21 protein-coding genes, 1 tRNA gene and 1 pseudogene are annotated in these 21684 nt (G+C 60.6%); 12 read left to right on the top strand and 11 right to left on the bottom strand.

Features of this window, described 5'->3' with window-relative positions:
* Positions 1–236 precede the first annotated feature (236 nt).
* Positions 237–773: a GcrA family cell cycle regulator gene (locus tag FHT85_RS17015; RefSeq protein ID WP_112336597.1), complete on the top strand. Its 537-nt coding sequence runs from the start codon at positions 237–239 to the stop codon at positions 771–773.
* 89 nt (positions 774–862) lie between these two features.
* On the opposite strand, the gene phoB is transcribed toward FHT85_RS17015, so the two are convergent.
* From phoB to phoR, 7 genes are all read right to left on the bottom strand, one after another.
* Complete coding sequence (phoB, locus tag FHT85_RS17010; RefSeq protein WP_004128368.1) at positions 863–1546, bottom strand: phosphate regulon transcriptional regulator PhoB; 684 nt, start codon at positions 1544–1546, stop codon at positions 863–865.
* A gap of 31 nt (positions 1547–1577) precedes the next feature.
* A complete protein-coding gene (gene phoU / locus FHT85_RS17005) occupies positions 1578–2291 on the bottom strand; it encodes a phosphate signaling complex protein PhoU (RefSeq protein ID WP_015338719.1) in 714 nt (237 codons plus the stop codon).
* 51 nt (positions 2292–2342) lie between these two features.
* Positions 2343–3158, bottom strand: coding sequence for a phosphate ABC transporter ATP-binding protein PstB (pstB, locus tag FHT85_RS17000; protein ID WP_112336598.1), 816 nt, complete (start codon positions 3156–3158; stop codon positions 2343–2345).
* 15 nt (positions 3159–3173) lie between these two features.
* The gene (gene pstA, locus FHT85_RS16995; RefSeq protein WP_409527333.1) at positions 3174–4508 is read right to left on the bottom strand and encodes a phosphate ABC transporter permease PstA; all 1335 of its coding nucleotides are present in this window, start codon (positions 4506–4508) and stop codon (positions 3174–3176) included.
* The gene (gene pstC, locus FHT85_RS16990) at positions 4505–5986 is read right to left on the bottom strand and encodes a phosphate ABC transporter permease subunit PstC (protein WP_112336599.1); all 1482 of its coding nucleotides are present in this window, start codon (positions 5984–5986) and stop codon (positions 4505–4507) included. Before pstC ends, pstA begins: the two co-directional genes overlap by 4 nt.
* A 62-nt stretch (positions 5987–6048) precedes the next feature.
* Positions 6049–7068: a substrate-binding domain-containing protein gene (locus tag FHT85_RS16985; protein ID WP_210293715.1), complete on the bottom strand. Its 1020-nt coding sequence runs from the start codon at positions 7066–7068 to the stop codon at positions 6049–6051.
* A gap of 199 nt (positions 7069–7267) precedes the next feature.
* Positions 7268–8494, bottom strand: a complete 1227-nt coding sequence (gene phoR, locus FHT85_RS16980; protein WP_112336601.1) for a phosphate regulon sensor histidine kinase PhoR — start codon at positions 8492–8494, stop codon at positions 7268–7270.
* Between the two features lie 272 nt (positions 8495–8766).
* Here phoR and ppk2 point away from each other — a divergent pair, with 272 nt between their 5' ends.
* On the top strand, positions 8767–9648 hold the full coding sequence (ppk2, locus tag FHT85_RS16975) for a polyphosphate kinase 2 (protein WP_112336602.1): 882 nt from the start codon (positions 8767–8769) through the stop codon (positions 9646–9648).
* Positions 9649–9765: 117 nt separating this feature from the next.
* Here the strand turns inward: ppk2 and FHT85_RS16970 are convergent, their stop codons facing one another.
* Positions 9766–11025: a hypothetical protein gene (locus FHT85_RS16970; RefSeq protein WP_112336603.1), complete on the bottom strand. Its 1260-nt coding sequence runs from the start codon at positions 11023–11025 to the stop codon at positions 9766–9768.
* 339 nt (positions 11026–11364) lie between these two features.
* On the opposite strand from FHT85_RS16970, the gene FHT85_RS16965 reads away from it, so the two are divergent.
* The 6 genes from FHT85_RS16965 (at position 11365) to FHT85_RS16940 (ending at position 15043) form a co-directional block, all read left to right on the top strand.
* Positions 11365–12324, top strand: coding sequence for an NAD(P)H-dependent flavin oxidoreductase (locus tag FHT85_RS16965; RefSeq protein WP_112336838.1), 960 nt, complete (start codon positions 11365–11367; stop codon positions 12322–12324).
* A gap of 139 nt (positions 12325–12463) precedes the next feature.
* A tRNA-Thr gene (locus FHT85_RS16960) sits at positions 12464–12539 on the top strand.
* Between the two features lie 246 nt (positions 12540–12785).
* Positions 12786–13034, top strand: a complete 249-nt coding sequence (locus FHT85_RS16955; protein WP_112607995.1) for a DUF982 domain-containing protein — start codon at positions 12786–12788, stop codon at positions 13032–13034.
* A gap of 59 nt (positions 13035–13093) precedes the next feature.
* A complete protein-coding gene (locus FHT85_RS16950; RefSeq protein ID WP_112336605.1) occupies positions 13094–13345 on the top strand; it encodes a DUF982 domain-containing protein in 252 nt (83 codons plus the stop codon).
* Between the two features lie 371 nt (positions 13346–13716).
* The gene (locus FHT85_RS16945; protein WP_112336606.1) at positions 13717–14595 is read left to right on the top strand and encodes a glycosyltransferase family 2 protein; all 879 of its coding nucleotides are present in this window, start codon (positions 13717–13719) and stop codon (positions 14593–14595) included.
* Between the two features lie 148 nt (positions 14596–14743).
* Positions 14744–15043, top strand: coding sequence for a putative quinol monooxygenase (locus FHT85_RS16940; RefSeq protein WP_112409815.1), 300 nt, complete (start codon positions 14744–14746; stop codon positions 15041–15043).
* Positions 15044–15119: 76 nt separating this feature from the next.
* On the opposite strand, the gene FHT85_RS16935 is transcribed toward FHT85_RS16940, so the two are convergent.
* From FHT85_RS16935 to FHT85_RS16925, 3 genes are all read right to left on the bottom strand, one after another.
* Complete coding sequence (locus tag FHT85_RS16935; RefSeq protein WP_181476229.1) at positions 15120–15521, bottom strand: hypothetical protein; 402 nt, start codon at positions 15519–15521, stop codon at positions 15120–15122.
* Between the two features lie 278 nt (positions 15522–15799).
* Positions 15800–16012: a hypothetical protein gene (locus FHT85_RS16930; RefSeq protein ID WP_112398438.1), complete on the bottom strand. Its 213-nt coding sequence runs from the start codon at positions 16010–16012 to the stop codon at positions 15800–15802.
* A 95-nt stretch (positions 16013–16107) separates the two neighbouring features.
* A complete protein-coding gene (locus FHT85_RS16925) occupies positions 16108–17334 on the bottom strand; it encodes a LysR family transcriptional regulator (RefSeq protein ID WP_112409813.1) in 1227 nt (408 codons plus the stop codon).
* A gap of 505 nt (positions 17335–17839) precedes the next feature.
* Between FHT85_RS16925 and FHT85_RS16920 the strand changes: the two are divergent.
* The 4 genes and pseudogenes from FHT85_RS16920 to FHT85_RS16905 all read left to right on the top strand — a co-directional run.
* Positions 17840–18685, top strand: a pseudogene (locus FHT85_RS16920) (ABC transporter substrate-binding protein); the annotation flags it as partial.
* 121 nt (positions 18686–18806) lie between these two features.
* Complete coding sequence (locus FHT85_RS16915; RefSeq protein ID WP_112336611.1) at positions 18807–19973, top strand: ABC transporter permease; 1167 nt, start codon at positions 18807–18809, stop codon at positions 19971–19973.
* Complete coding sequence (locus FHT85_RS16910) at positions 19970–20917, top strand: ABC transporter ATP-binding protein (protein WP_112336612.1); 948 nt, start codon at positions 19970–19972, stop codon at positions 20915–20917. Before FHT85_RS16915 ends, FHT85_RS16910 begins: the two co-directional genes overlap by 4 nt.
* Positions 20914–21669 (top strand): ABC transporter permease, encoded by a 756-nt coding sequence (locus FHT85_RS16905; RefSeq protein WP_112336613.1) that lies wholly within the window; start codon positions 20914–20916, stop codon positions 21667–21669. Before FHT85_RS16910 ends, FHT85_RS16905 begins: the two co-directional genes overlap by 4 nt.
* The last annotated feature ends 15 nt before the right edge of the window (positions 21670–21684 follow it).

Genomic DNA, 21684 nt, shown 5'->3' with positions numbered 1-21684 from the left:
CGCCTATGGCAGAAATGCCACGCCCGGACAGCAAGTTGGGGAAAACCTCGAAATCGATTCCTCAAGATTCCCGCGACTCTTGTCACGGAGTCAGCCTCACACTAGGTTAAAAACCAATTGCTAGACTGCATGCGGCGGAACTAGTCACCACAATTTTAGAGCGTTTCGCGCCTCGATACCATGCGAGGCAATGGTGAGGGATTCTGCCATCGGAAACGCGACAGCGGAGACAGGGCATGAATTGGACAGACGAACGCGTCGAGAAGCTGAAAAAGCTATGGTCCGAAGGATTGAGCGCCAGCCAGATCGCTGCGCAGCTCGGTGGCGTGAGCCGTAATGCCGTTATCGGCAAGGTACATCGCCTGAACCTCCCCGGCCGAGCGAAGGCGGGCGGCACGACAACCGCAGCGCGCACGCCGAAGCGCAGCGCAGCGGCACCTCGCGCTGCGACCTACGGATCGCGCGTTGCTACCCGCACGGTGGTTGCCCGCCAGCAGGGCGCAACCATGCTGAAGGAAGAGATCGAGATCGATTCCGTCAACGAAATCCAATATCGCCCGGCATCGAACGTCGTCGTTCCGATCTCCCGCCGCCTCGGCCTGACGGAACTGACGGAGCGCACCTGCAAGTGGCCGGTCGGCGATCCGCTGAAGGACGATTTCCATTTCTGCGGCAATGAGAGCCCAGATTCATCGCCTTACTGCACCTACCATCAGCGCCTGGCCTACCAGCCGGTGCATGAACGGCGTAGGCCGGCCCAGCCGCGTGGCTGAGAGGCTTGATGACTGAGATAAAGAAACGGGCCCTTGAGGCCCGTTTTCTGTTTCCGCCGCTATGTTGATGCCTGATCGGGTATCCCCGCTCAGGCCTCCATGGAATAGCCCGCGCCGCGAACGGTGCGAATGACATCCTGCATATTGGAGAAATTGAGCGCCTTGCGCAGGCGGCCGACATGGACGTCGACCGTGCGTTCGTCGACGTAGATATCGTGACCCCATACGCCGTCGAGCAGCTGCGAACGCGAGAAGACGCGGCCCGGCGAGGACATCAGGAACTCCAGCAGGCGGAATTCCGTCGGCCCCAGCCGCACTTCGCGGCTCTTGCGGTGGACGCGATGGGTTTCGCGATCCAGCTCGATATCGCCGCAGCGCAGCACCGTGGAGAGAACCTCCGGGCGGGCACGCCGCAGCATCGCCTTGACGCGAGCCATCAGCTCCGGCGTCGAGAACGGCTTGACGACATAATCGTCCGCGCCGGTCGAAAGCCCGCGCACGCGCTCGCTTTCCTCGCCGCGGGCCGTCAGCATGATGATCGGCAGGCGCTCCGTCTCCGGCCGCATACGCAGCCGGCGGCAGAGCTCGATGCCCGATACGCCGGGGAGCATCCAGTCGAGGATCAGGAGATCGGGGATGCGCTCCTGGAGACGCAGCTCGGCCTCATCGCCTCTGAGGATCGTGTCGACCTCGAAGCCTTCGGCCTCAAGATTGTAGCGCAGCAGAACGCTGAGCGCTTCCTCGTCTTCTACAACAGCAACTCTCGGAACCATGCGCCTATGGTCTCCTTTCTTCGCTTTCGGATTATTCGGTCACTGCGCCGACGGTATTGGCGGTATCGTCCTTCGGGCGCTCGCCTTCCGGCTGCGCGCCCGTCGCCATGTAATAGATCGTCTCGGCGATGTTGGTGGCATGGTCGCCGATGCGCTCAATGTTCTTGGCGCAGAAAAGAAGATGCGTGCAGGTGGTGATGTTGCGCGGATCTTCCATCATGTAGGTCAGCATCTCGCGAAAGAGCGAGGTGTACATGGCGTCGATTTCCTCGTCGCGTTCGCGGATCGACACGGCCTTGTCCGGCGAGCGGGTCGCGTAGACATCCAGAACTTCCTTGAGCTGGCTCAGCGCCAGTTCGGAGAGATGCTCGATGCCGCGGGCGAGACGGCGCGGGACACCGGTGCCCTGGACGGCGATGACGCGCTTTGCGGTGTTCTTGCCGAGATCGCCGACGCGCTCCAGATCGGATGCGATGCGGATCGAGCCCATGATTTCACGCAGATCCGCCGCCATCGGCTGACGGCGGGCGATGGTAACGATCGCCTTGTCGCCGACTTCGCGCTCGGCATGGTCGAGAACGACGTCGTCGGAGATGACCTTCTGGGCCAGGGCAGCGTCGCTGTTGACCAGCGCGCGTACGCTGTCGCTAACCATCTGCTCTGCCAGGCCGCCCATTTCAGCAATGCGGCGCGTCAGGAACTTCAGGTCTTCGTCATAGGCAGAGAGAATGTGAGTGGAGACCATTTTTCTATCCTCAAGGTGAACTGTGTGAAATGAGCCGCGCGCCTGATATCATCAACCAAAACGGCCCATGATGTAATCCTGCGTGCGGAAATCGTCGGGATTGGTGAACATCTTATCGGTGTCGTTCTCCTCGACCAGGTGGCCGAGATGGAACATTGCGGTACGCTGCGAGACGCGGGCTGCCTGCTGCATGGAATGCGTCACGATGACGATGGTGAAATTCTCCCGCAGTTCGTGGATGAGATCCTCGACCTTGGCGGTTGCGATCGGATCAAGCGCCGAGCATGGCTCGTCCATCAGGATGACCTCCGGGCTGACCGCGACGGCGCGGGCGATGCACAGACGCTGCTGCTGACCGCCCGATAGGCTCGTGCCGGCATCATGGAGCCGATCCTTGACCTCGCCCCAGAGACCGGCCTTCTGAAGACTGCTCTCGACGATATGCTCGAGATCGGCCTTTGAGCGATGCAGGCCATGGATGCGCGGGCCGTAGGCGACGTTCTCATAGATGGACTTCGGAAATGGGTTGGGCTTCTGGAAGACCATGCCGACGCGGGCGCGCAACTCCACCACGTCGATGCTGTCGTCGTAGACATCCTGATCGTCGAGCGTGATCTTGCCGGTGACCCGGCAGGTCTCGATCGTATCGTTCATGCGGTTGAGGCAGCGCAGGAAGGTGGACTTGCCGCAACCGGAAGGGCCGATCAAAGCCGTGACGGTATTGGCGCGGATCTTCAGATTGACGTCGAAGAGCGCCCGCTTGTCGCCGTAGAACACAGAAACGTCCTGGCCGATCATCTTGTAGGGGATCGTCATCATCTTCCTGGACAATGCTTTTTCGCTGGCGGCTTCCGTCATCATGTTCATTTCGTGCGCCCTCCCTTACCAGCGCCGCTCGAAGCGGCGGCGCAGCAGGATGGCGCCGATGTTCATCGCGACGAGGAAGAAGAGAAGCACGATGATGGCGCCGGACGTCCTTTCTACAAAGGCCCGCTCGGCTTCGCTCGCCCACATGTAGATCTGCACCGGCAGCGCCGTCGAAGGATCGAGCGGCGATGCCGGATAGTTGGCGACGAAGGCGACCATGCCGATTAGAAGCAGCGGCGCAGTCTCGCCAAGCGCGTGCGCAAGCCCCAGGATCGTGCCTGTCAGAATGCCGGGCATCGCAAGCGGCAACACGTGATGGAAGACCATCTGCATGCGCGATGCGCCAAGACCGAGCGCTGCGCTGCGGATCGACGGCGGCACGGCCCGCAACGCCGAGCGTGTGGCGATAATGATCATCGGCAGCGTCATCAGGCTCAGCACGAGACCGCCGACCAGCGAGGCCGAGCGCGGCAGTCCCATAATGTTGATGAAGACCGAGAGACCCAGCAAGCCATAGACGATCGAAGGGACGGCCGCGAGATTGTTGATGTTGACCTCGATCAGGTCCGTCAGCCGGTTCTTCGGTGCGAACTCCTCCAGATAGATCGAGGCGGCGACGCCGACCGGCAAGGCAAGCACGAGAACGGTCAGCATCAGGTAGAACGAGCCGATCAGAGCGACGCCGAGCCCGGCGGCTTCGGGCCGGCTCGAGTTGCCCGACAGGAAGAGACCGCTGTTGAAGGCCTTGTAAAGCGCACCGCTTTCGCTGAGTTGCTTCATCCAGGCGACCTGGCGGTCGGATATCTTGCGATCCCTCTCATCGACTGTCAGATCGATCTGGCCCTTGTTGGCTGAATCGATATTGGAGCTGGCAAGGAAGGTGACGTTCTCAGTCGTCCCTATGATCGAGGGATTGGCGACGACCTTGTCGCGCAATGCGATCCTGGCACTGTCCGACACCATGGCCGTCGCCTCGCGAACGAGCGCGCGATTGGCGGGATCGATGCTCAAGACTTTCACCAGCGCGTCCCGCACCAGTATCGGGTAGTTGGCTGATATCAGCACCTTCGGATCGCTGGCGCGCCTGGCTGCGGGGTCGATCACCTTCTCGGTGAATTCGATCGGTAAGGTGATCGAGGTCTGAACGAAGGCAGTATAGCCTGTGCGGACGACGGTCGAGACCAGGATGATGAGGAAGACGAGACCGAAAATGACAGCCGTGATCCCATAGGCGCGAAAGCGGCGCTCGGCGGCATAGCGTTTTTTGATACCGATATCACGGCGCACCGACGCACCCGGCGTCAGGCCACGCGGCATGTTGAGCTGAGAGGAGGATACGACGTCGCTCATTCGTATTGCTCCCTATATCGACGGACGATGTAGAGCGCATAGACGTTGAGGCACAGCGTCAGGAAGAACAGCGTGATCCCGAGTGCAAAGGCGACGAGCGTCTGCGGCGAGGTGAACTCCAGATCGCCGGTCAGCTGGTTGACGATCTTCACGGTGACAGTCGTCATCGGTTCGAAGGGATCGAGCTGCATGCGCGCGGCAACGCCGGCTGCCAGCACCACGATCATGGTTTCACCGATCGCCCGCGACGCGGTCATCAGCAGTGCGCCGACGATGCCCGGAAGGGCGGCGGGCAGCAGAACACGCTTGACCGTTTCCGACCGCGTGGCGCCGAGGCCAAGCGAACCATCGCGCAGCGACCGCGGCACGGCCATGATGATATCGTCCGACAGCGAGGAAACGTAAGGGATGAGCATGACGCCCATGACGAAGCCGGCCGTCAAAACGCTCTGTGCCTCGATAAAGCCTTTATAGTCGCCCGTCATCAAGCCATCGATCTCGGCTGAGATATCGCGCAGGAAGGGGCCGACGGTGACAAGGGCGAAGAAGCCGTAGACGATCGTCGGGATGCCGGCTAAGACCTCCAGCATGGGCTTGGCGACCGAGCGGACGCGGGCCGAGGCATATTCGGCCATGTAGATCGCCGCGAACAGGCCGATGGGCACAGCAAAGAGCATGGCGACGAGCCCGATATAGATCGTGCCCGCCAGCAGCGGGATCAGGCCGAAGGTGCCTGAAGTCTGCGTGCCGGCGCCGGCGAAGCGCGGGTCCCAGACCGTGCCGAAGAAGAACTCGCTGGCTGGCACCATGCTGAAGAAACGCGCCGCTTCCGAAAGCATTGAAACGACGATGCCAACCGTCGTCAGCACCGCGATGGAGGAAGCGACGATCAGGGCTCCGAGAATGACCTGTTCCACACGATTGCGGGCGCGAAAACGTGGGGCGATGGCACGAAGGCCGTGGGCTGCGCAAAGCAGCGATAGGGCGATTGCCGCTGCCGACATGACCATGCGGCTCGCTTCGCGCATGCCATTATATTTGTTGGCAGCGTCGATCATGTAGCCCGTGGGGCGAACGGCGAGCGGAACGCCCTTCTGCGCCAGCAGCAACTGAAGATCAGCCTTGCCGCCATCGACATCGGCGAGCTCCTGGCTCTCGAGCATGCGCATCCCGCGGGCGATGCTGCGCACCATGCCGTAGCTGAGATTGAGCTCCGCCTGCGGCAAAGACCTTACTTCCTCGGGAAAGGATTTCGTCACTACGCGATCGATCACAACGGGGCTGACGATCAGCCAGACGCAGACGAGCGCGAGAGCGGGAAGCACAGCCCATATAGCGGCATAGGCGCCGTGATAGCCGAGCCGGGAATGCATGGACGAGGACCTGCCGCCCGATAGCGCAGCCGCCCTCACCCGCCCCAGCACGAAAGCGGAGGCGCCGAAGACCGACAAGCAGAGCAGCAGCAGCGATACACTCATTCCCATTCCCCGGCGAACCCCGGCACAGCGGAAAGCCGCACCGGCGCTCGACCCTTCAGCATTCACATAATCTTCCCGACCGCGACATCCTTACGGATCTGGTCGCGCTCAGCATCCGGCGCCGGCACGAGGCCATATTCCGCCAGCGGGCCGTCCGGTCCGATCATCTGATCGCTCGTGAAGAAATCGACATATTCCTTGAGCCCCGGGATGACACCCAGATGGGCCTTCTTGACGTAGAAAAACAGCGGCCGCGATACCGGATAGGTGCCATCGGCAATCGTCTGACCCGAGGGCACGATGCCGCTGACGGTGGCAACCTTCAGCTTGTCGGCGTTGTTCTGGAAGAAATACAAGCCGAACACACCGATGCCGTGCTTGTTGGCATTGATGCGGGCCAGCGTCTCGGGATAGTCGCCGTCTATATCAACAGCGGCGCCGTCCTTGCGCACGGCAACACATTTTTTTGCCTGCTGAGCAGCATCGGAGACTGCGGCCTTGATGACATCGGCTGCGCCAGAAGCCTTGCAGCCGGCGGCAAGCACCTTCTCTTCGAAGACTTCGCGCGTGCCGTGCTTCTCACCCGGAATATACGTAGCGATTTCAAAATCCGGCAGCGATGGATTGATCTCAGACCACTTCTTGTAGGGATTGGCGACGAGCTTGCCATCGACGACCACTTCGGCGGCAATTGCCTTATAGAGATCGACGGGTTCGAACCTGATGTCTGGATTGCTCTTGTCGAAGGCAAAGACGATGCCGTCATAGCCGATCTTGATCTGCTGGATATCGGTTACGCCGGCGGCCTTGCAGGCTTGGACTTCGCTGTCCTTGATCGGGCGCGACGAATTGGCGATGTCGATGGAATCCGTTCCGACACCCTTGCAGAATTCCTTCAGGCCGGCTCCGGAGCCGCCGGACTCGACCACAGGAGTCTTGAAATCGGTAAAGGTCTCGCCGAAGGTTTCGGCAACGATCTTGGCATATGGAAATACGGTCGATGAGCCGGCGATCTGAATTTGATCGCGGGCGGTTGCAGTGCCGACAAGGGCAACCGATGCAACCAGCGCAAGAACGGACATTTTCAAAGCATTCACAACCAATCCCCCTGATGAGCTTTGAAGAGCGCCGAGGTGGAGGCCACATCCACTTTTTCAGCAGTCCATTCTTACTGGCGAAAACACCGCCCTTTTATGTCAGGCGAGTGAAACAATTATGACAGATTATGTGGCTGATATTATTTGGATAAATCGCCATCCGAATGAGGACGTGAGGAACCTCTCAGAAGCGGACCGTAAAATCGGTTCCTTTTCCGACTTCCGACTTTACGATCAGCCTGGCACGGTGGCGGGTCAGGATATGCTTGACGATGGCAAGCCCGAGACCGGTCCCCTTCTTGGACCGGCTGTCCTCAACGTTAACGCGATAGAAGCGCTCGGTCAGGCGCGGCACATGTTCTGCGGGTATGCCCGGCCCCTTGTCCGAGACGACCACTTCGACGGCCTGGCCGGCACCGCTGAGTAGCGAAACTTCCACCGACTTGCCTTCCTGGCCGTATTTGCAGGCGTTCTCGATCAGGTTCTCGAAGACCTGCACCAGCTCGTCTCGATCCCCCAATACCTCCACCTTGCCCACCGGCAAATGCAGATTGATGCTCACGTCGAGATCCCCCGCAAGCGGCAGCAGAGAGTCACGCACATGACCGAGCAAGGGGACGAGATCCACCTTCTGATCCGGCGCGATATGCGACTTCAACTCCAGACGCGACAGCGACAGGAGATCGTCCACCAGCCTGCTCATGCGGGTCGTCTGATCGAACATGATGCCGAGGAAACGCTGCTGCGCCTTCGGATCGGCTTTGGCAGGCCCCTGGATCGTCTCGATGAAGCCGCGCAGCGATGCCAAAGGCGTGCGCAATTCATGGCTGGCATTGGCGACAAAGTCCGAACGCATGCGATCGATGTGGCGCAACTCCGATATGTCGCGGAACGAGAGCAGAAAGAGCGCATCTTCCTGCCTGTCGATCTCAGGCAGATCGATCGGCGCGATACGCACGACATAGACCCGCTCCGAAGGCAGGCGCTCGGAATGCTCGATCTGGTTCGGCGCATTGGTGGCGATGGTCTCGCGTACCATATCGAGCAGACCCGGCGAGCGCAGCTTGGAGGAAATATGCGCGCCGATCGGAAAGGCACCGAAGGCTTTTTCGACGGCCATGTTCTGCACCAGCACCGACGCCTCGCGATCGATGATCAGCACCGGCATATCGAGCGCCGCAAGTCCCGCAAAAGCGGTGCGCAACAGGGTTTGCGCATCGGCAGGCGCAGGTTCGGCTTGCGACGGCACCTCCACCCGCTCGACCAGCGGCGGACGAATGAGCGTGACGATCATGACGATCACCCAGATCCAGAATACGGCGCCGGTGCTGATGCCTTCGACGAGGGCGAGCACGGCAATTAGCGTCGCCAGAACCAGGATGGCACTCTCCTGCCGCAGCCGCACCGCCAACTTCCTGACAAATGACCATTCGTCTTCCAACTGCGCCGTCCTTCGCCTGCCATCATGGAACGCTGGATTCCGCGTCTTATCTGCGATTCATGACAGAAGTATTCGGCTCTATCCACAGAAGCCAGTAACTGGCAAAAATAAATGTAGCCGGCAAAAGAGGGCGGCGGCAAAAGGCTTGAAACTATTGAATAAATGCCCCAGTTTTCTGGCCAAGCTTTTTGCCGCCGCTGGCGGCAGGGTTAACGCCATGTAAACAGCCGAGGAGCCGACATATGGGGGAGAAGACAGAAAGCCGGGCGGTGGAGCTGGATATCCACGGCATCAAGCGCATCTTCGATGTTGATGACCCCGTGCTTCCGAGCTGGATCGACGACGAGGCGCTGACCTCGGGCGGTTATCCCTACAAGAAGAAGCTGAAGGAAGAAGAATATCTCGATGAGCTGAAAACGCTGCAGATCGAGCTCATCAAGGTGCAGTTCTGGCTGCAGGCGACCGGCAAGCGGGTGATGGCGCTCTTCGAAGGCCGCGATGCCGCGGGCAAGGGAGGCTCGATCGCTGCGACCTCGGCCCATATGAACCCTCGTCTGGCGCGCGTGGTGGCGCTGACCAAGCCGACCGACCGCGAAAGCGGCCAATGGTATTTCCAGCGCTATGTCGCCCAGTTTCCGACGGCGGGCGAATTCGTGCTCTTCGACCGCTCCTGGTATAACCGCGCCGGGGTGGAGCCAGTCATGGGCTTCTGCACGCCGAAGCAATACGAGCAGTTCCTGAAGCAGGCGCCGCAGATGGAGAAACTCATCGTTCAGGACGGCATCCATTTCTTCAAATTCTACCTCGATATCGGCCGGGAGATGCAGCTGAAGCGTTTCCACGACCGGCGCCACGATCCACGCGCCGTCTGGAAGCTTTCCTCGATGGATATCGCCGCCCTGCCGAAATGGAAGGATTACAGCGAAAAGCGCGACCGCATGCTGAAGGACACGCATACGGACCACGCACCCTGGACCGTCCTCCGCGCCAACGACAAGCGGCGCGCGCGCCTGAACCTTATCCGTCACATTCTGCTGACGCTCGATTATGACGGCAAGGACAAGGAAGCCATCGGCAAGGTGGACGAAAAGATCCTCGGGATGGGATCGGATATCCTCGCCTGACGAGTTGCCCGGGCCTAAAGCACTTCCAGGAAAAATGCGCAGCGGTTTTCCGTCAGGAATGCGTTGGGAAATAAGAGCATAGAGCGTTTTCGCGATTCAAAGAAAAGTGGAAACGCTCTATTGCCCGGGCAGGACGCGGATGGCGTAGATATTGACGCCGCGGGCCTTGCCATCGACATCGCTGTTGATGATCAGGCGCCCTGAACTGGTCGGCGCTATGGCACGATCGAACTTGACCTGGAACAGCGAATCCGTCTTTTGCCGGCTGACGGTGAAACGATGCCGGCCGCAACGGCCGAGAGAACCGAAATCGCACTCCACCGTGATCTGCGTCGGTGCATCCGAGGTGGACTGCAATGTCAGAGCGACCGTCGAGGCCTTGCCGGCCATCTGCTGCAGTACATTGACGGGCACCTCGATCGAGCCGCTGCCGTCCGGGCCGCTGCTGAGCGAGGTCAGCCTTACGGCCGGCCCTTCATTCTCCGATACGTTTTCGGCCTTCGATTGCGGGCTGGTGGCAACCTTCGGCGCGTCGGTGGGCTTCAACACCTCCAGCCATTCCGCGGAGAAGCTGTTCTGTGGATCGATGGTGGCAAGACCCGGATTGACCGGACCGCTATTGTCGTCCTGATCCGATGTGTCGTCATCGTTGCTGTTGCCGCTGAAATCCTGCGAATCGACATGCGCCGGCGGATTGGGCACGCTCGTATCCCGCTGGGCGGCGGACATGAGCACGCCCGAGGTCTTGATCCACCAGGCACCGACGCCGAGGAAGGCAAGCAGAATGCAGAAGACGAGCAAGCGCGAGAAGAACTTGCGCGGCTTGCGGCGCACGGCCGCGCGCTCCGGCTTGAAGTTCATCGACCGCGCCGACCGCGCATCGGCCGTCGGACGCACATCGCTGTCCGCACCGAGATGATCGGCGGGTCCGGCGCGCATATCGCCGAAATCACCTTCGCGCCCCGCCCGCTCGGCCGACATCGGCTCCACCGGAACGGCGGGGCTTGCCGACATCGGCGGATCGCGTGTTTCCCCGCGCACGCTCATGACGGACTCCTGCGGCCGTGCGGCTGCTTGCCTTGTTTCGGGCCCTGCTTCAGAGCGCGGTGCGGATGGAGAAACATGCGGAGCGTCCGGCTCCGGTGAAACCGGTATCGCCTGCGCGGGGCGGGCGCGCTCCTCGGCCTCGATCTCGCGGATCGTCGCCTCCAGACGCTGGCGCTGGGCGGCTACGACATTGACGTCGGTAATGTCCTGCTTGCGAAGACCGGCTTCCAGCGCCTGCCGTGCCGACTGATAGATGCGAGCCCGAATTTCCGGATTGGCGCGATCAGACCGATCCAACGCGCTTCTGATGGCCGTTTCTAATCCGCTCACATCCGATCCTTTACGCTCACTCGCACCATATTTGCATAGCCCGCTGGCAAGGCAGCCATATTTTCATCAATCGTTAACCGGATTCGGTAACGCCCCGTTCTGCAATACGCAAGCCTCTGCCTTGGGTTAAGGGCACTCGGGCGGGGATAAATGGCAAAGACGACACAAATGGGGTGCCGGTAGGCAGCAGCAGTAGGCGAAGGTATCGGACCGGGACGGTCACAGGCACTATTGCCTATTGCCTCCTGCTCTTGCCTGCCTCCACCACCATCTTCCCCTCTCGGCAGACATCTGCTATCCCTTTTGACGTTTTCGTAAACGTCAAAAGGGATGATGTTCATGACCCTCCCCTTGATCCTGACCGAGCACCTGCGCCTGCCGGTCGTGGCTTCGCCGCTCTTCATCATCTCTCATCCCGCCTTGACGCTGGCGCAATGCAAGGCCGGTGTCGTCGGCTCATTTCCGGCGCTGAACGCGCGCCCGGAAAGCCAGCTCGACGAATGGCTCGCGATGATCACCGAGGATCTTGCCGCTTATAATGCCGCAAATCCGGATCGTCCGGCAGCTCCATTTGCAGTCAATCAGATCGTCCATACGTCAAACAAACGCCTGGAACACGATCTGATGCTCTGTGTGAAATACAAGGTGCCGATCGTCATTTCCTCGCTCGGCGCCGTGCCCGAGGTGAATGCGGCTGTGCATTCCTATGGCGGCATCGTGCTGCACGACATCATCAACAATCGGCATGCCAATTCGGCGATCCGCAAGGGTGCGGACGGGCTGATTGCCGTCGCTGCCGGGGCCGGCGGCCATGCCGGCCAGCTTTCGCCCTTTGCGCTCGTGCAGGAAATCCGCGAATGGTTCGATGGGCCGTTGCTGCTGGCCGGTGCCATCGCCACCGGCGGCGCGATCCTCGCGGCGCAAGCTGCCGGCGCTGATCTTGCTTATATCGGCTCGCCCTTCATCGCCACGGAGGAGGCCCGCGCGGCCGACGCCTACAAGCAGGCGATCGTCGAGGGCACCGCTGCCGATATCGTCTATTCCAATTATTTCACCGGTGTGCACGGCAACTATCTGAAACCCTCCATCCGCGCCGCGGGCCTCGATCCGGACAAGCTGCACGAGGCCGATCCTTCCAAAATGGATTTCGAAGCCGCCACGACCGGCGTAAAGGCTTGGAAGGATATCTGGGGTTCGGGCCAAGGCATCGGCGCCGTCAAATCCATCCAGCCCGTATCCGCTCTCATCGATCGGCTGGAGAGAGAATACCGACAGGCACGCGCCCGGCTGACGCTTTGACCGGCACTGAAAAGCGGGGCTATTTTCACAAGTCCCCTCGCTTTTTTGCCAAATGGTAATTTGAGCGCTTGAAATCTGACCGCATAGACTGTATCAGCGCCATGCAAATCACGGGGCCGAACCGAATGCTCTGTAGAATGCCGCTTTAGCTCAGTCGGTAGAGCACATCATTCGTAATGATGGGGTCACGTGTTCGAGTCACGTAAGCGGCACCATCCATTTTTCCTGTTTGCCAGTGATATTGAACCGCATATTCGAACGCGGATCGAGATCGTTCGCGGCACGAGGCTGCCGCTTGCTTGGAATGAGCACGGAACTTTGTGTCCAAGCCCGACTTTTCCCGCCTAGGGCCAGAGATTGATTGCGGAACGCCTAAAAGGGCGCCGGCGGATTAACAAAGTTAAATGCATCTCCAATGTCAGAAGGTCCAAAACGGCTGCGCCAAGGCGGAGTCTTCGACCATGAACATCGTGCCACACTTCCCTCCGATCCGCATCTTTCGCTGCGGATCTGGTGAAACGAAATCCGTCGGTACGGTGGAGGAAGTATGGAAGACGCTTCTCGATGACTGGCCGTCGGAGGAAGGTGACTGCTTTCTGTCGGCATTGCTCATCTGCATCGACGTCCAACGCGGCAGGCGAGCGCCCGAAGAAGCGCGCGTTGCCTTTATTGCCGCAGCGGCCGAAGCAGGAATTCCCTTATTGTCGTGACGGCGCGCCTCCGGGAACATTCCAGTCAACAATACGTTGACCGTGGAAGGAGAAATCTCATGGCCCAATGGTGGAGCAAGCCCGCAATCGTCGAGACCCGCAAGACAGGCGACCGGCTGGTGATATCGAATGCGGAACGCGCCATGGAATACATGGCAAAGGAGTGGCCGACGCTAGAGGACGGACAAGCCTACAGGGCCGCCAGAAAAGCGCTGTTGGACGCACATGAGGGTAAGCTTGACGCCGAGAAAGCCAGAGAGGCTTTCATCGCGGCTTTGCAGGAAGGCGACATATTCATCTTCGACGACTGAGCTTGTCGATTCCATGATCCGCGGGCCTTTAAAACCCACGGGAGCAACTGCTAAGCCGACGATGTCGGCCGATGCGGTCATTTCTCATCCGGCAACGAACGACGCGGCGACCTGTATCTGCGCTGGTATCAGCGATGACATGCCTGCATTTGGCGGCGGATACCTTGGATTGGGCTAGAGGGCGGATCGCGCGGACGACCTACGAGACGGATGCGCTCGTTCGAAACGCTCCGTCGACAGATGTAACGGACCGGCCGCTGACGACGAAACGCCTTTCGCGCGCGATCCGTTGAATGCACGCGATTAGCACAACCAAACATTCAGCTTTTGGTGGTTCCGTGCGCCTTGGGATCATATTCTGGGGGTGCATCATGAAAATTGCCGTTGGCGTGGCGACATGCGGTCGCAAGGCGATCCTCGCCTCAATGATCGACAGGCTCGCGACACAGGCGCGCAAGCCGGATCACCTCTTCCTGTGTCCGACCAAGGATGACGATATCGACATGGCGCGCTTAAGCTCTGCGCCGTTTCCGGTAACGATCCTCTCCTCGCCGCAGGGAAGCTGCCCGCAGCGCAATGCCATCATCGATGCGGCTGTAGGCATAGATGTCGTCGTCTTCTTCGATGACGATTTCTTCCCGGCAACGAACTATCTTGCCGAGACGGAAGCCCTATTCGAGGCGGATGAAGATATTGTCGTGGCGACAGGCGAAGTCGTTCGCGACGGTATCCTTGGGCCAGGCTTGACGCCGGACGAAGCGGATGCCGCACTCGCAGCCGATGCCACTCCCTTTCCGGCACCGACGATCGAGGCCACGCATAACGCTTATGGCTGCAACATGATCTTCCGTCGAAAAGCGATGCTGGCAAATGGTATCTATTTCGACGAGGATCTGCCGCTCTACGCCTGGCAGGAAGACGTCGATCTGTGCCGGCGGCTGCGTCCTTTCGGCAAGATCGTCAAGTTCAATCGCCTGCGTGGCGTCCATCTCGGCGTCAAAGCCGGCCGCACATCGGGCCTCCGCCTGGGGTACTCCCAGGTCGCCAATCCGCTCTATCTCGTCAAGAAGCGCTCGGTATCGCTGAAATGGGCGCTGAAGCTGATGGGCGGCAATATCGCCTCGAATGTCGTCGGCTCGGTCAGCCCACCGCCCTATATCGATCGGCGCGGTCGCCTGCAGGGCAATCTCCTTGCAGTCAGCCATCTACTGAGCGGATCGCTCGATCCGAAATACATCAATCGGATGTAAACCCGCCGGAAGCGGCGGGATTCGAAGCGCGATTAAAATGGACGTTCGGCGTTCGGCTCGCGTCTTTCCGTGATAATGGTGAACCGGCCGCGCATTCGGCAGCGTCCGCTCGTTTCATCCGTATAGCTATCTTGCCAAGGACATCTCCATGATTCACGTACTCGCCATCCTCACCGCCCATCCCGGCAAGCGCGCCGAAGTGCTTAAAGCATTCCAGGCGAATGTTCCGGCCGTTCACGCCGAAGACGGCTGCATCGAATATACCGCCGTTGTGGATGTCGAAGGGGCCGATCCAGCTTTTGGGCCTGACACCTTCGTCGTCGTCGAGAAGTGGGAGAGCCTGGCGGCGCTGAAGGCGCATGCCGCCTCCGCGCATATGGCCGCCTACGGCGAGAAGGTGAGGCATCTGATGGCCGATCGCGCCGTTCACGTCCTGAACCCGGTGTGAACCTGCACTGCCGGACAGCTTATAAACTCATCCCGACACGGCGCCAAAGGGCGCCGTTTTGCCATCGGACAGGCCCTCAGTTGTGCGAGAAATGCGGCTCGCTGTAATAGCGCCAATGGCCGCCGCCGCCATGCCATCCGTGATGACCGCCGGCATACCAGCCATTATGGTATCCGCGCCCGCCATACCAACCGTGGTGATGGTGATAGCCGCCATAGCCCCCGAAAACGCCGAATACCCCCAAGGGATAATAGGGCTGCTGGTAATAGCCGTAATAGGGTCGGTCATAGCCATAATACGGTGCGTAATAGCCGTAATATGGGCGATAGTAGTGATGGCGGTAATAGTAGTGGTGATGATAATACCGATGGACGATCATCCGATGGTGGTGTCCATGATGATGAGGACGCGCCTCGGCATAGGTTGCCGGCAACGCGACCATACCTAGCGCAATCAGCGCTGTTGCCAGAATTTTCATTTCCAGCCTCCTTGAATGCCGGACGTAAACGCTACTCGGATTACTTGCGTCCTCCGGACGATATAGTAAACGCAACAGCGCCTTCGAAAGTTCCGCTATCCCTTGAGGAGCAGGCGTTTTCGCGACATCGCCATCGGACCCACCTGATTGCGATCGCAGGCTCATCGGCGGGTGCGCTTCAACCGATATTAGCAGGACGGAAGAAGAAGGACGCAATTGGCCAGTGGCCAAAAAAAAACGGCGCCCGAAGACGCCGTTTTGATGCCTGTCCGCAGCCGTCAGGCATGCGAGAAATGCGGCTTGCTGTGCCAGCGATGATGGCCATGGCCATGCCGCCAGCCTTCATGGCGATGCCAGCCATGATGATGAGGGCGATAGTCGCGATGATGGTGCTGATGCCAGCGGTGATGGTGATGATCACGTGCCTCGGCATAGGTAGCGGGCAGAACAATAATGCCTAGTGCGACAAGCGCCATTGCAAGAATTTTCATGTATGGTCTCTCCTTGGGTGCCGAACGCGCCCCCCGGCTGCGTACGCCCGGACTAACCTAACCGACCTAAACGCGAAGATGCCGCATTTGTTCCGCTACCCGCGGGACGACAGGCGCCTTCGTGTCGTCCCCATCTCTCCAACCAGTTCGCGAACCGCCTGCTGGATCAGCCGGCACGCTTCAACCGAGGCTTTACGGCCATTATGGGCGAGGTGATAGGACAGCGGCAAAATCTCATCGGGATCGACGATGCGGACCTTGTCGGCGATCGGAAGCGCGCTGACGCGGCCGAGGAACGACACATAGCCGTGATTGGCGACGAGATCGACGATGACGGGCAGGGAATCGGCCGAGGTGATGTCGCGGCCGCGAAACCGGCGGCGGTCGCGGCTGTCGTAACCGAAGGCTGTCGCGGCATTGCCAATGCCGGTGCGCGGGCTCGGCACGCAGAGCGGATGGTTTTCCATGAGCGCGGCGAAGGTCTGCTCAGTGCTATCCGGCGGGGCGATCGCCACCATGTCCGTGGCGACCAGTTCCACATGTTCGAAGGCGTCGAGGCCGAAGACGGAATCGACAATAGCGACATCGATGCGGCCGGATCGAAGCGCCTCTCGCAGATCATCCGCCGTCATCAGCAGCAGCGACAGCATGTTGCTGTTACCGCCGATGTTCCAGCGCGATACCAGGCTTGCAAGCGAGCGCGCAACCCAGCTTTCCGAACCGGTTGGAATGATCGAGCCGATGCGCACGGCGCGGGCGGTTCGCTGGAAGCGCTCGTCCGCTGCCGCTTTCATCTCGTCCCAGGCCTGCGCGATGGCGGAGAGGATAGCATGAACCTCCTGTCCGGCCTCCGTCAGCACGGAACCCTGCGCCTGCCGAGCGAACAGGCGGCAGCCGAACAGTTCCTCCAGATTGGCAATCTGCAAGGAGAGTTGCGGCTGGCCCAGCCTAAGGCGGCGGGCGGCGCGATTGATGCTGCCTTGATCGGCAACCTCAAGGAAGCGTTCGATGGTGGCGATCTTCAGCGGCAGGCGTGCGGCCCATTGGTCGTAGTCCTTTGGAGCCGGCGGTTCCTTCATCAGGGTCGAAAGCTGGCGCATGCCACTGAGAATGGGCTGCAGCCCCTTCTGAACCTTGGAACTCGCCAGAAGGGTCGCAAGCTCACCGGAGGCACGCTCGACAAGCTTCATGGCAAGCTCCGTTTCGAGCCGGCGCAGGGCACCGGAGACGGTCGACGCGGAAAAAGACAGCCGCCGCGCGGTTTCCCTCACCGAGCCGACAGAGAACACCATATCGGCTACGAACAAAGCACCGAGATACAAAACCCATCCCCTTATCCGCGGCACGCATCCTGGCTCGGCCGCAAGAAGATCAATAATATCCTGACGATATGCCGTGTTCTCGAAAAAAGATATCCCTAAGCTGAAAGGCAACGACTATCGTTCCCTTGCCGCTCACCGATCCAACCGCAAAAATGAGATCGGAATAGCGTCAAACGGGTAAGGGGAACAAAAACAAACGCACTTGCCCCCGAAAAAAGAAATCCAATTTCGCGCGAATGTCGAGTACGCTCATCATAATCGCGCGACTGCAACGGGTATCCGAAGCGCATCGACTTTTCCGCGATGAGCGCTACGTCCCTGAAGCAGCCACGAATTCGCCGTGGGCCGCCGGCCCGCTCCAAGCGGCCTGTCCGGACTGCGGCCCTTTAAGGCGGCGCGGGCAAGCCGAAGAACGATTTAACGGGGTACGAAGGGAAACATCATGTTCAAGAAGCTTGCACTTGCCGCCACGCTGACGGCTCTCCTTGCCAGTGGCGCCAGCGCCGCCGACGTCGTCGTCTCCTCCAAGATCGATACCGAAGGCACTCTGCTCGGCAACATCATCCTCGCGGCACTCAATGCCAACGGCATCAAGGCGCAGGATCGCATCGCTCTCGGCACGACGCCGGTCGTGCGCAAGGCGATTGCCGCGGGCGAAATCGACATTTATGCCGAATATACCGGCAATGCCGGCTTCTTCTTCAACAAGGCCGACGATGCCGCCTGGAAGAACCTGCAGCAGGGCTACGATCTGGCCAAGAAGCTCGATTATGACGCCAACAAGATCGTCTGGCTGACACCCTCGCCCGCCAACAATACCTGGGCGATTGCTGTGCGCAACGATGTCGCCGGCCCAGCGAAGCTGAAGACCATGTCGGACTTCGGCAAGTGGGTCGCCGGCGGCGGCCCAATCAAGATCGCGGCTTCTTCGGAATTCGTCAATTCGCCGGCGGCCCTGCCTGCCTTCGAAACCACCTACAGCTTCAAGCTGAAGCCGGATCAGGAAGTCGTACTTTCGGGCGGCGATACGGCGGCGACCATCAAAGCTGCGGCCGACCAGACCAACGGCGTCAACACGGCGATGGTCTACGGTACCGACGGCGCCATCGAAGCCGCCGAACTGACTGTCCTTGAGGACGACAAGAGCGTGCAGCCAGTCTACGCGCCGACGCCGATCATCCGTGAGGCCGTGCTGAAGGCCAATCCGAAGATCGAAGAAGTATTGGCACCGATCTTCAAGGGCCTGACTGCCGACGTGCTGCGCAAGCTCAACGGCCGCATCCAGGTCGATGGTGAGCCGGCGAAGGCTGTTGCCGAATCCTACCTCAAGGACAATGGCTTTCTGAAGTAGGGCATTGACGCTGCTCTGGCGGCTCCATTTTGATAAAGTGGAGCCGCGGGGTTTCAATTGGGCATGATCTTGTCCGAACCCGCCTTGAATTCTGGGCTCATGCGCTGACGGAGCTTGCCTGATGGAAGATGCGCTAGCGGTCCGCAGAGTGGACCGTCTCGGAGTGGTATTGGTGGCCGGCGGCGGGCTGGCAACGGCCTGGATGCCGTTCATCATCGTCAAGGCAAACCGCATCGCCGCCGGCAAGCCACAACTGCTGACGCAGCTCATTGCCCAGCCGGCAGCATTGGTGCTGATCGCCCTTCTCGCTGCGGCGGCGCTTTCCGCACTCTTCCTCCACAATCAGCTCATTCGTCTCGGCGTGGCGACCCTTGCGATCGCTGCATTGATCGTCACACTTGGCCTCGTCTCGACCGCCGCGACGCCCGCAGGCAGCACTGTGGCACGAATTACGCCCGGCGGTTCCTTCTGGGTGCTGCTCGGGGTTGTCGGGTTGATGATTTCGGACGCGCTGGTCAAGCTGCGGCTGACGCCCTGGCTACGGGTGGCGGCGCTTGCTGCCTATGCCGTACTGCTCGTCCTCGTCCTCCGCTCTGGCCTGCTCAACAATCTCTCGATCATGAAGGAATACGCCAACAACGCCGACAAGTTCTGGCATGAAGCGCTGCGTCACGTCTTCCTTTCCCTCGGCTCCGTCGCCATCGCCATCGTGCTTGCGCTGCCGCTCGGTATCTTTTGTTACTGGCAACCGCGCCTCCGCGCCGTGGTGCTGCGGGCGCTGAGCCTGGTGCAGACCATTCCGAGCCTTGCCCTCTTCGGCATTCTCATGCTGCCGCTCGGCTATATCGCCGCCCACGTGCCGCTTGCTGCCGCGATCGGTATCCAGGGAATCGGCGTGGCGCCGGCGCTGGTGGCGCTTATCATCTATTCGCTGCTGCCGATCGTCGCCAATACCGTCGTCGGCCTTGCCGGCGTCGATCCTTCCGTGCGCGATTCCGCCGCCGGCATGGGGCTGACGCGCCGTCAGATCCTGACCGGCATCGACCTGCCGCTTGCCTTTCCAGTCATCCTCACCGGCATCCGGATCGTGCTGGTGCAGGCGATCGGGCTGGTGACGGTCGCAGCCCTCATCGGCGGCGGCGGCTTCGGCCTCTTCATCTTCCAGGGCATCGGCCAGACGGCCAATGACCTCGTTCTGCTCGGCGCCGTGCCGACGGTCTTTCTCGCCTTCTCATCGGCCGTCATCCTCGATGCGGTCATCGACAGCATCCGGGGACAACGCGCATGACCAGCATGATCGAGCTCAAGGGCGTCACCAAGCGGTATGGCAACGCCACCGTGGTCGATAATGTCAGTATGAACATAGAGAAGGGCACGATCACCGTCATCGTCGGTACGTCCGGCTCCGGCAAATCGACGCTGATGCGTATGATCAACCGGCTGGTGCCGATATCGGCAGGTCACATCTCCGTTGCCGGTGAGGACATCATGAATGTGCCGGCGACCGAGCTTCGCCGCCGCATCGGCTATGCCATCCAGGGGCACGGGCTCTTTCCGCATCGCACAGTCGCGCAGAATATCGCCACGGTCCCTGAGCTGCTGAGCTGGGAAAAGACGCGCATCGACAGCCGTGTCGAAGAACTCCTCAACCTCTTCCATCTCGACCCCGGCACCTTTGCCGGCAAATATCCAAGCCAGCTTTCCGGTGGCCAGCAGCAGCGCGTCGGCGTCGCGCGGGCTCTTGCTGCCGAACCGGAACTGCTGCTGATGGACGAGCCCTTCGGCGCGCTCGACCCCGTCATCCGCGGCAAGGCACAGGACGACCTGCTCGCCATTCAGAAGCAGTTCGGCACGACCATCGTCCTCGTCACCCACGATATGGACGAAGCCTTCCATCTCGGCGACCAGATCGCCGTCATGAGCGAAGGCAAGCTTCTGCAATGTTCCGAGCCCGAGAAGATCCTGACCGAGCCGGCCGATCCCTTCGTGCAGCAGCTGACCGGCACCTCCGACCGCGCCTTGAAGCTGATGTCGCTGCTGCCGCTGAAGGAAAGCATGCAGCCGCCACGGCCCGGCCTCGGTCACCGCCTGCCGCAGACCCTCAATCTGCGCGACGCCTTGGCGGAACTCATCTGGCAGGGCGCTGACGAGGCGACGGTTGAAGACGAACGCAAGGTGCCTGTCGGCTCGATCTCGATCCAGCACCTAATCGAGCTGGGCCGCAAGGCATGAGATTTCTCGCCGCCAATCTCTTTCGCTTCCTGGCGCTGGCGCTGCTGCTGGTGATGCTCTTCCGTCCGGAATGGCTGACGCCCATTCTGACGCCGCTGACCAAATTCGGAGCGTCGCCGATCTATACGCAGAACAGCCTGCCGAGCCTGGCGCTCAGCCATCTCGAGCTGATTCTCGTCTCGATCGCGGCAAGCGGCATACTGGCGGTGCTCGGCGGCATCTTCGTGACACGGCCGATCGGCGCCGACTTCCTGCCGCTGTCGCGGGCGATCGCCAATGCCGGCCAGACCTTTCCGCCGGTTGCCGTGCTGGCGCTTGCCATCTCGACTACGGGCTTCGGCGCTGTGCCGACGTTCATCGCGCTTTTCCTTTACGCCCTGTTGCCGATCTTCGAGAACACGGTTGCCGGCCTGCAGCAGGTGCCCGCCTCCGTGCTCGATGCCGCCGACGGCATGGGCATGAACGGCTGGCAGCGGCTCTTCCGCGTCGAGCTGCCGCTCGCCCTGCCGCTCATCATCGAAGGGCTGAAGATCGCAACCGTCATCAATATCGGTACGGCGACGATCGGCTCAACCGTCGCCGCCAAAGGGCTTGGTGAAGTCATCATCGCCGGGCTTATCAACGACAACACCGCTTTCATCCTCCAAGGCGGCCTGATCGTCGGCTTGATGGCGGTGCTGATCTATGACGGCATGGAGATAATCGAGCGGTCAGTCACCGGCAGGATCGGCCTCCAATCCCATGGAGATTGAGGCGATCACAGCCTG

This window comes from Rhizobium sp. BK312 (genome assembly GCF_014193605.1).
GTDB lineage: Bacteria > Pseudomonadota > Alphaproteobacteria > Rhizobiales > Rhizobiaceae > Rhizobium.
The sequence above is the reverse complement of the archived record's forward strand: the minus strand, read 5'-3'. Positions and strand labels throughout refer to the sequence as shown.

Coding starts and splice junctions, on each gene's coding strand:
- FHT85_RS17015 (WP_112336597.1), top strand. CDS start 237: ATGAATTGGACAGACGAACGCGTCGAGAAGCTGAAAAAGCTATGGTCC.
- phoB (WP_004128368.1), bottom strand. CDS start 1,546: ATGGTTCCGAGAGTTGCTGTTGTAGAAGACGAGGAAGCGCTCAGCGTT.
- phoU (WP_015338719.1), bottom strand. CDS start 2,291: ATGGTCTCCACTCACATTCTCTCTGCCTATGACGAAGACCTGAAGTTC.
- pstB (WP_112336598.1), bottom strand. CDS start 3,158: ATGAACATGATGACGGAAGCCGCCAGCGAAAAAGCATTGTCCAGGAAG.
- pstA (WP_409527333.1), bottom strand. CDS start 4,508: ATGAGCGACGTCGTATCCTCCTCTCAGCTCAACATGCCGCGTGGCCTG.
- pstC (WP_112336599.1), bottom strand. CDS start 5,986: ATGAGTGTATCGCTGCTGCTGCTCTGCTTGTCGGTCTTCGGCGCCTCC.
- FHT85_RS16985 (WP_210293715.1), bottom strand. CDS start 7,068: ATGTCCGTTCTTGCGCTGGTTGCATCGGTTGCCCTTGTCGGCACTGCA.
- ppk2 (WP_112336602.1), top strand. CDS start 8,767: ATGGGGGAGAAGACAGAAAGCCGGGCGGTGGAGCTGGATATCCACGGC.
- FHT85_RS16965 (WP_112336838.1), top strand. CDS start 11,365: ATGACCCTCCCCTTGATCCTGACCGAGCACCTGCGCCTGCCGGTCGTG.
- FHT85_RS16955 (WP_112607995.1), top strand. CDS start 12,786: ATGAACATCGTGCCACACTTCCCTCCGATCCGCATCTTTCGCTGCGGA.
- FHT85_RS16950 (WP_112336605.1), top strand. CDS start 13,094: ATGGCCCAATGGTGGAGCAAGCCCGCAATCGTCGAGACCCGCAAGACA.
- FHT85_RS16945 (WP_112336606.1), top strand. CDS start 13,717: ATGAAAATTGCCGTTGGCGTGGCGACATGCGGTCGCAAGGCGATCCTC.
- FHT85_RS16940 (WP_112409815.1), top strand. CDS start 14,744: ATGATTCACGTACTCGCCATCCTCACCGCCCATCCCGGCAAGCGCGCC.
- FHT85_RS16935 (WP_181476229.1), bottom strand. CDS start 15,521: ATGAAAATTCTGGCAACAGCGCTGATTGCGCTAGGTATGGTCGCGTTG.
- FHT85_RS16930 (WP_112398438.1), bottom strand. CDS start 16,012: ATGAAAATTCTTGCAATGGCGCTTGTCGCACTAGGCATTATTGTTCTG.
- FHT85_RS16915 (WP_112336611.1), top strand. CDS start 18,807: ATGGAAGATGCGCTAGCGGTCCGCAGAGTGGACCGTCTCGGAGTGGTA.
- FHT85_RS16910 (WP_112336612.1), top strand. CDS start 19,970: ATGACCAGCATGATCGAGCTCAAGGGCGTCACCAAGCGGTATGGCAAC.
- FHT85_RS16905 (WP_112336613.1), top strand. CDS start 20,914: ATGAGATTTCTCGCCGCCAATCTCTTTCGCTTCCTGGCGCTGGCGCTG.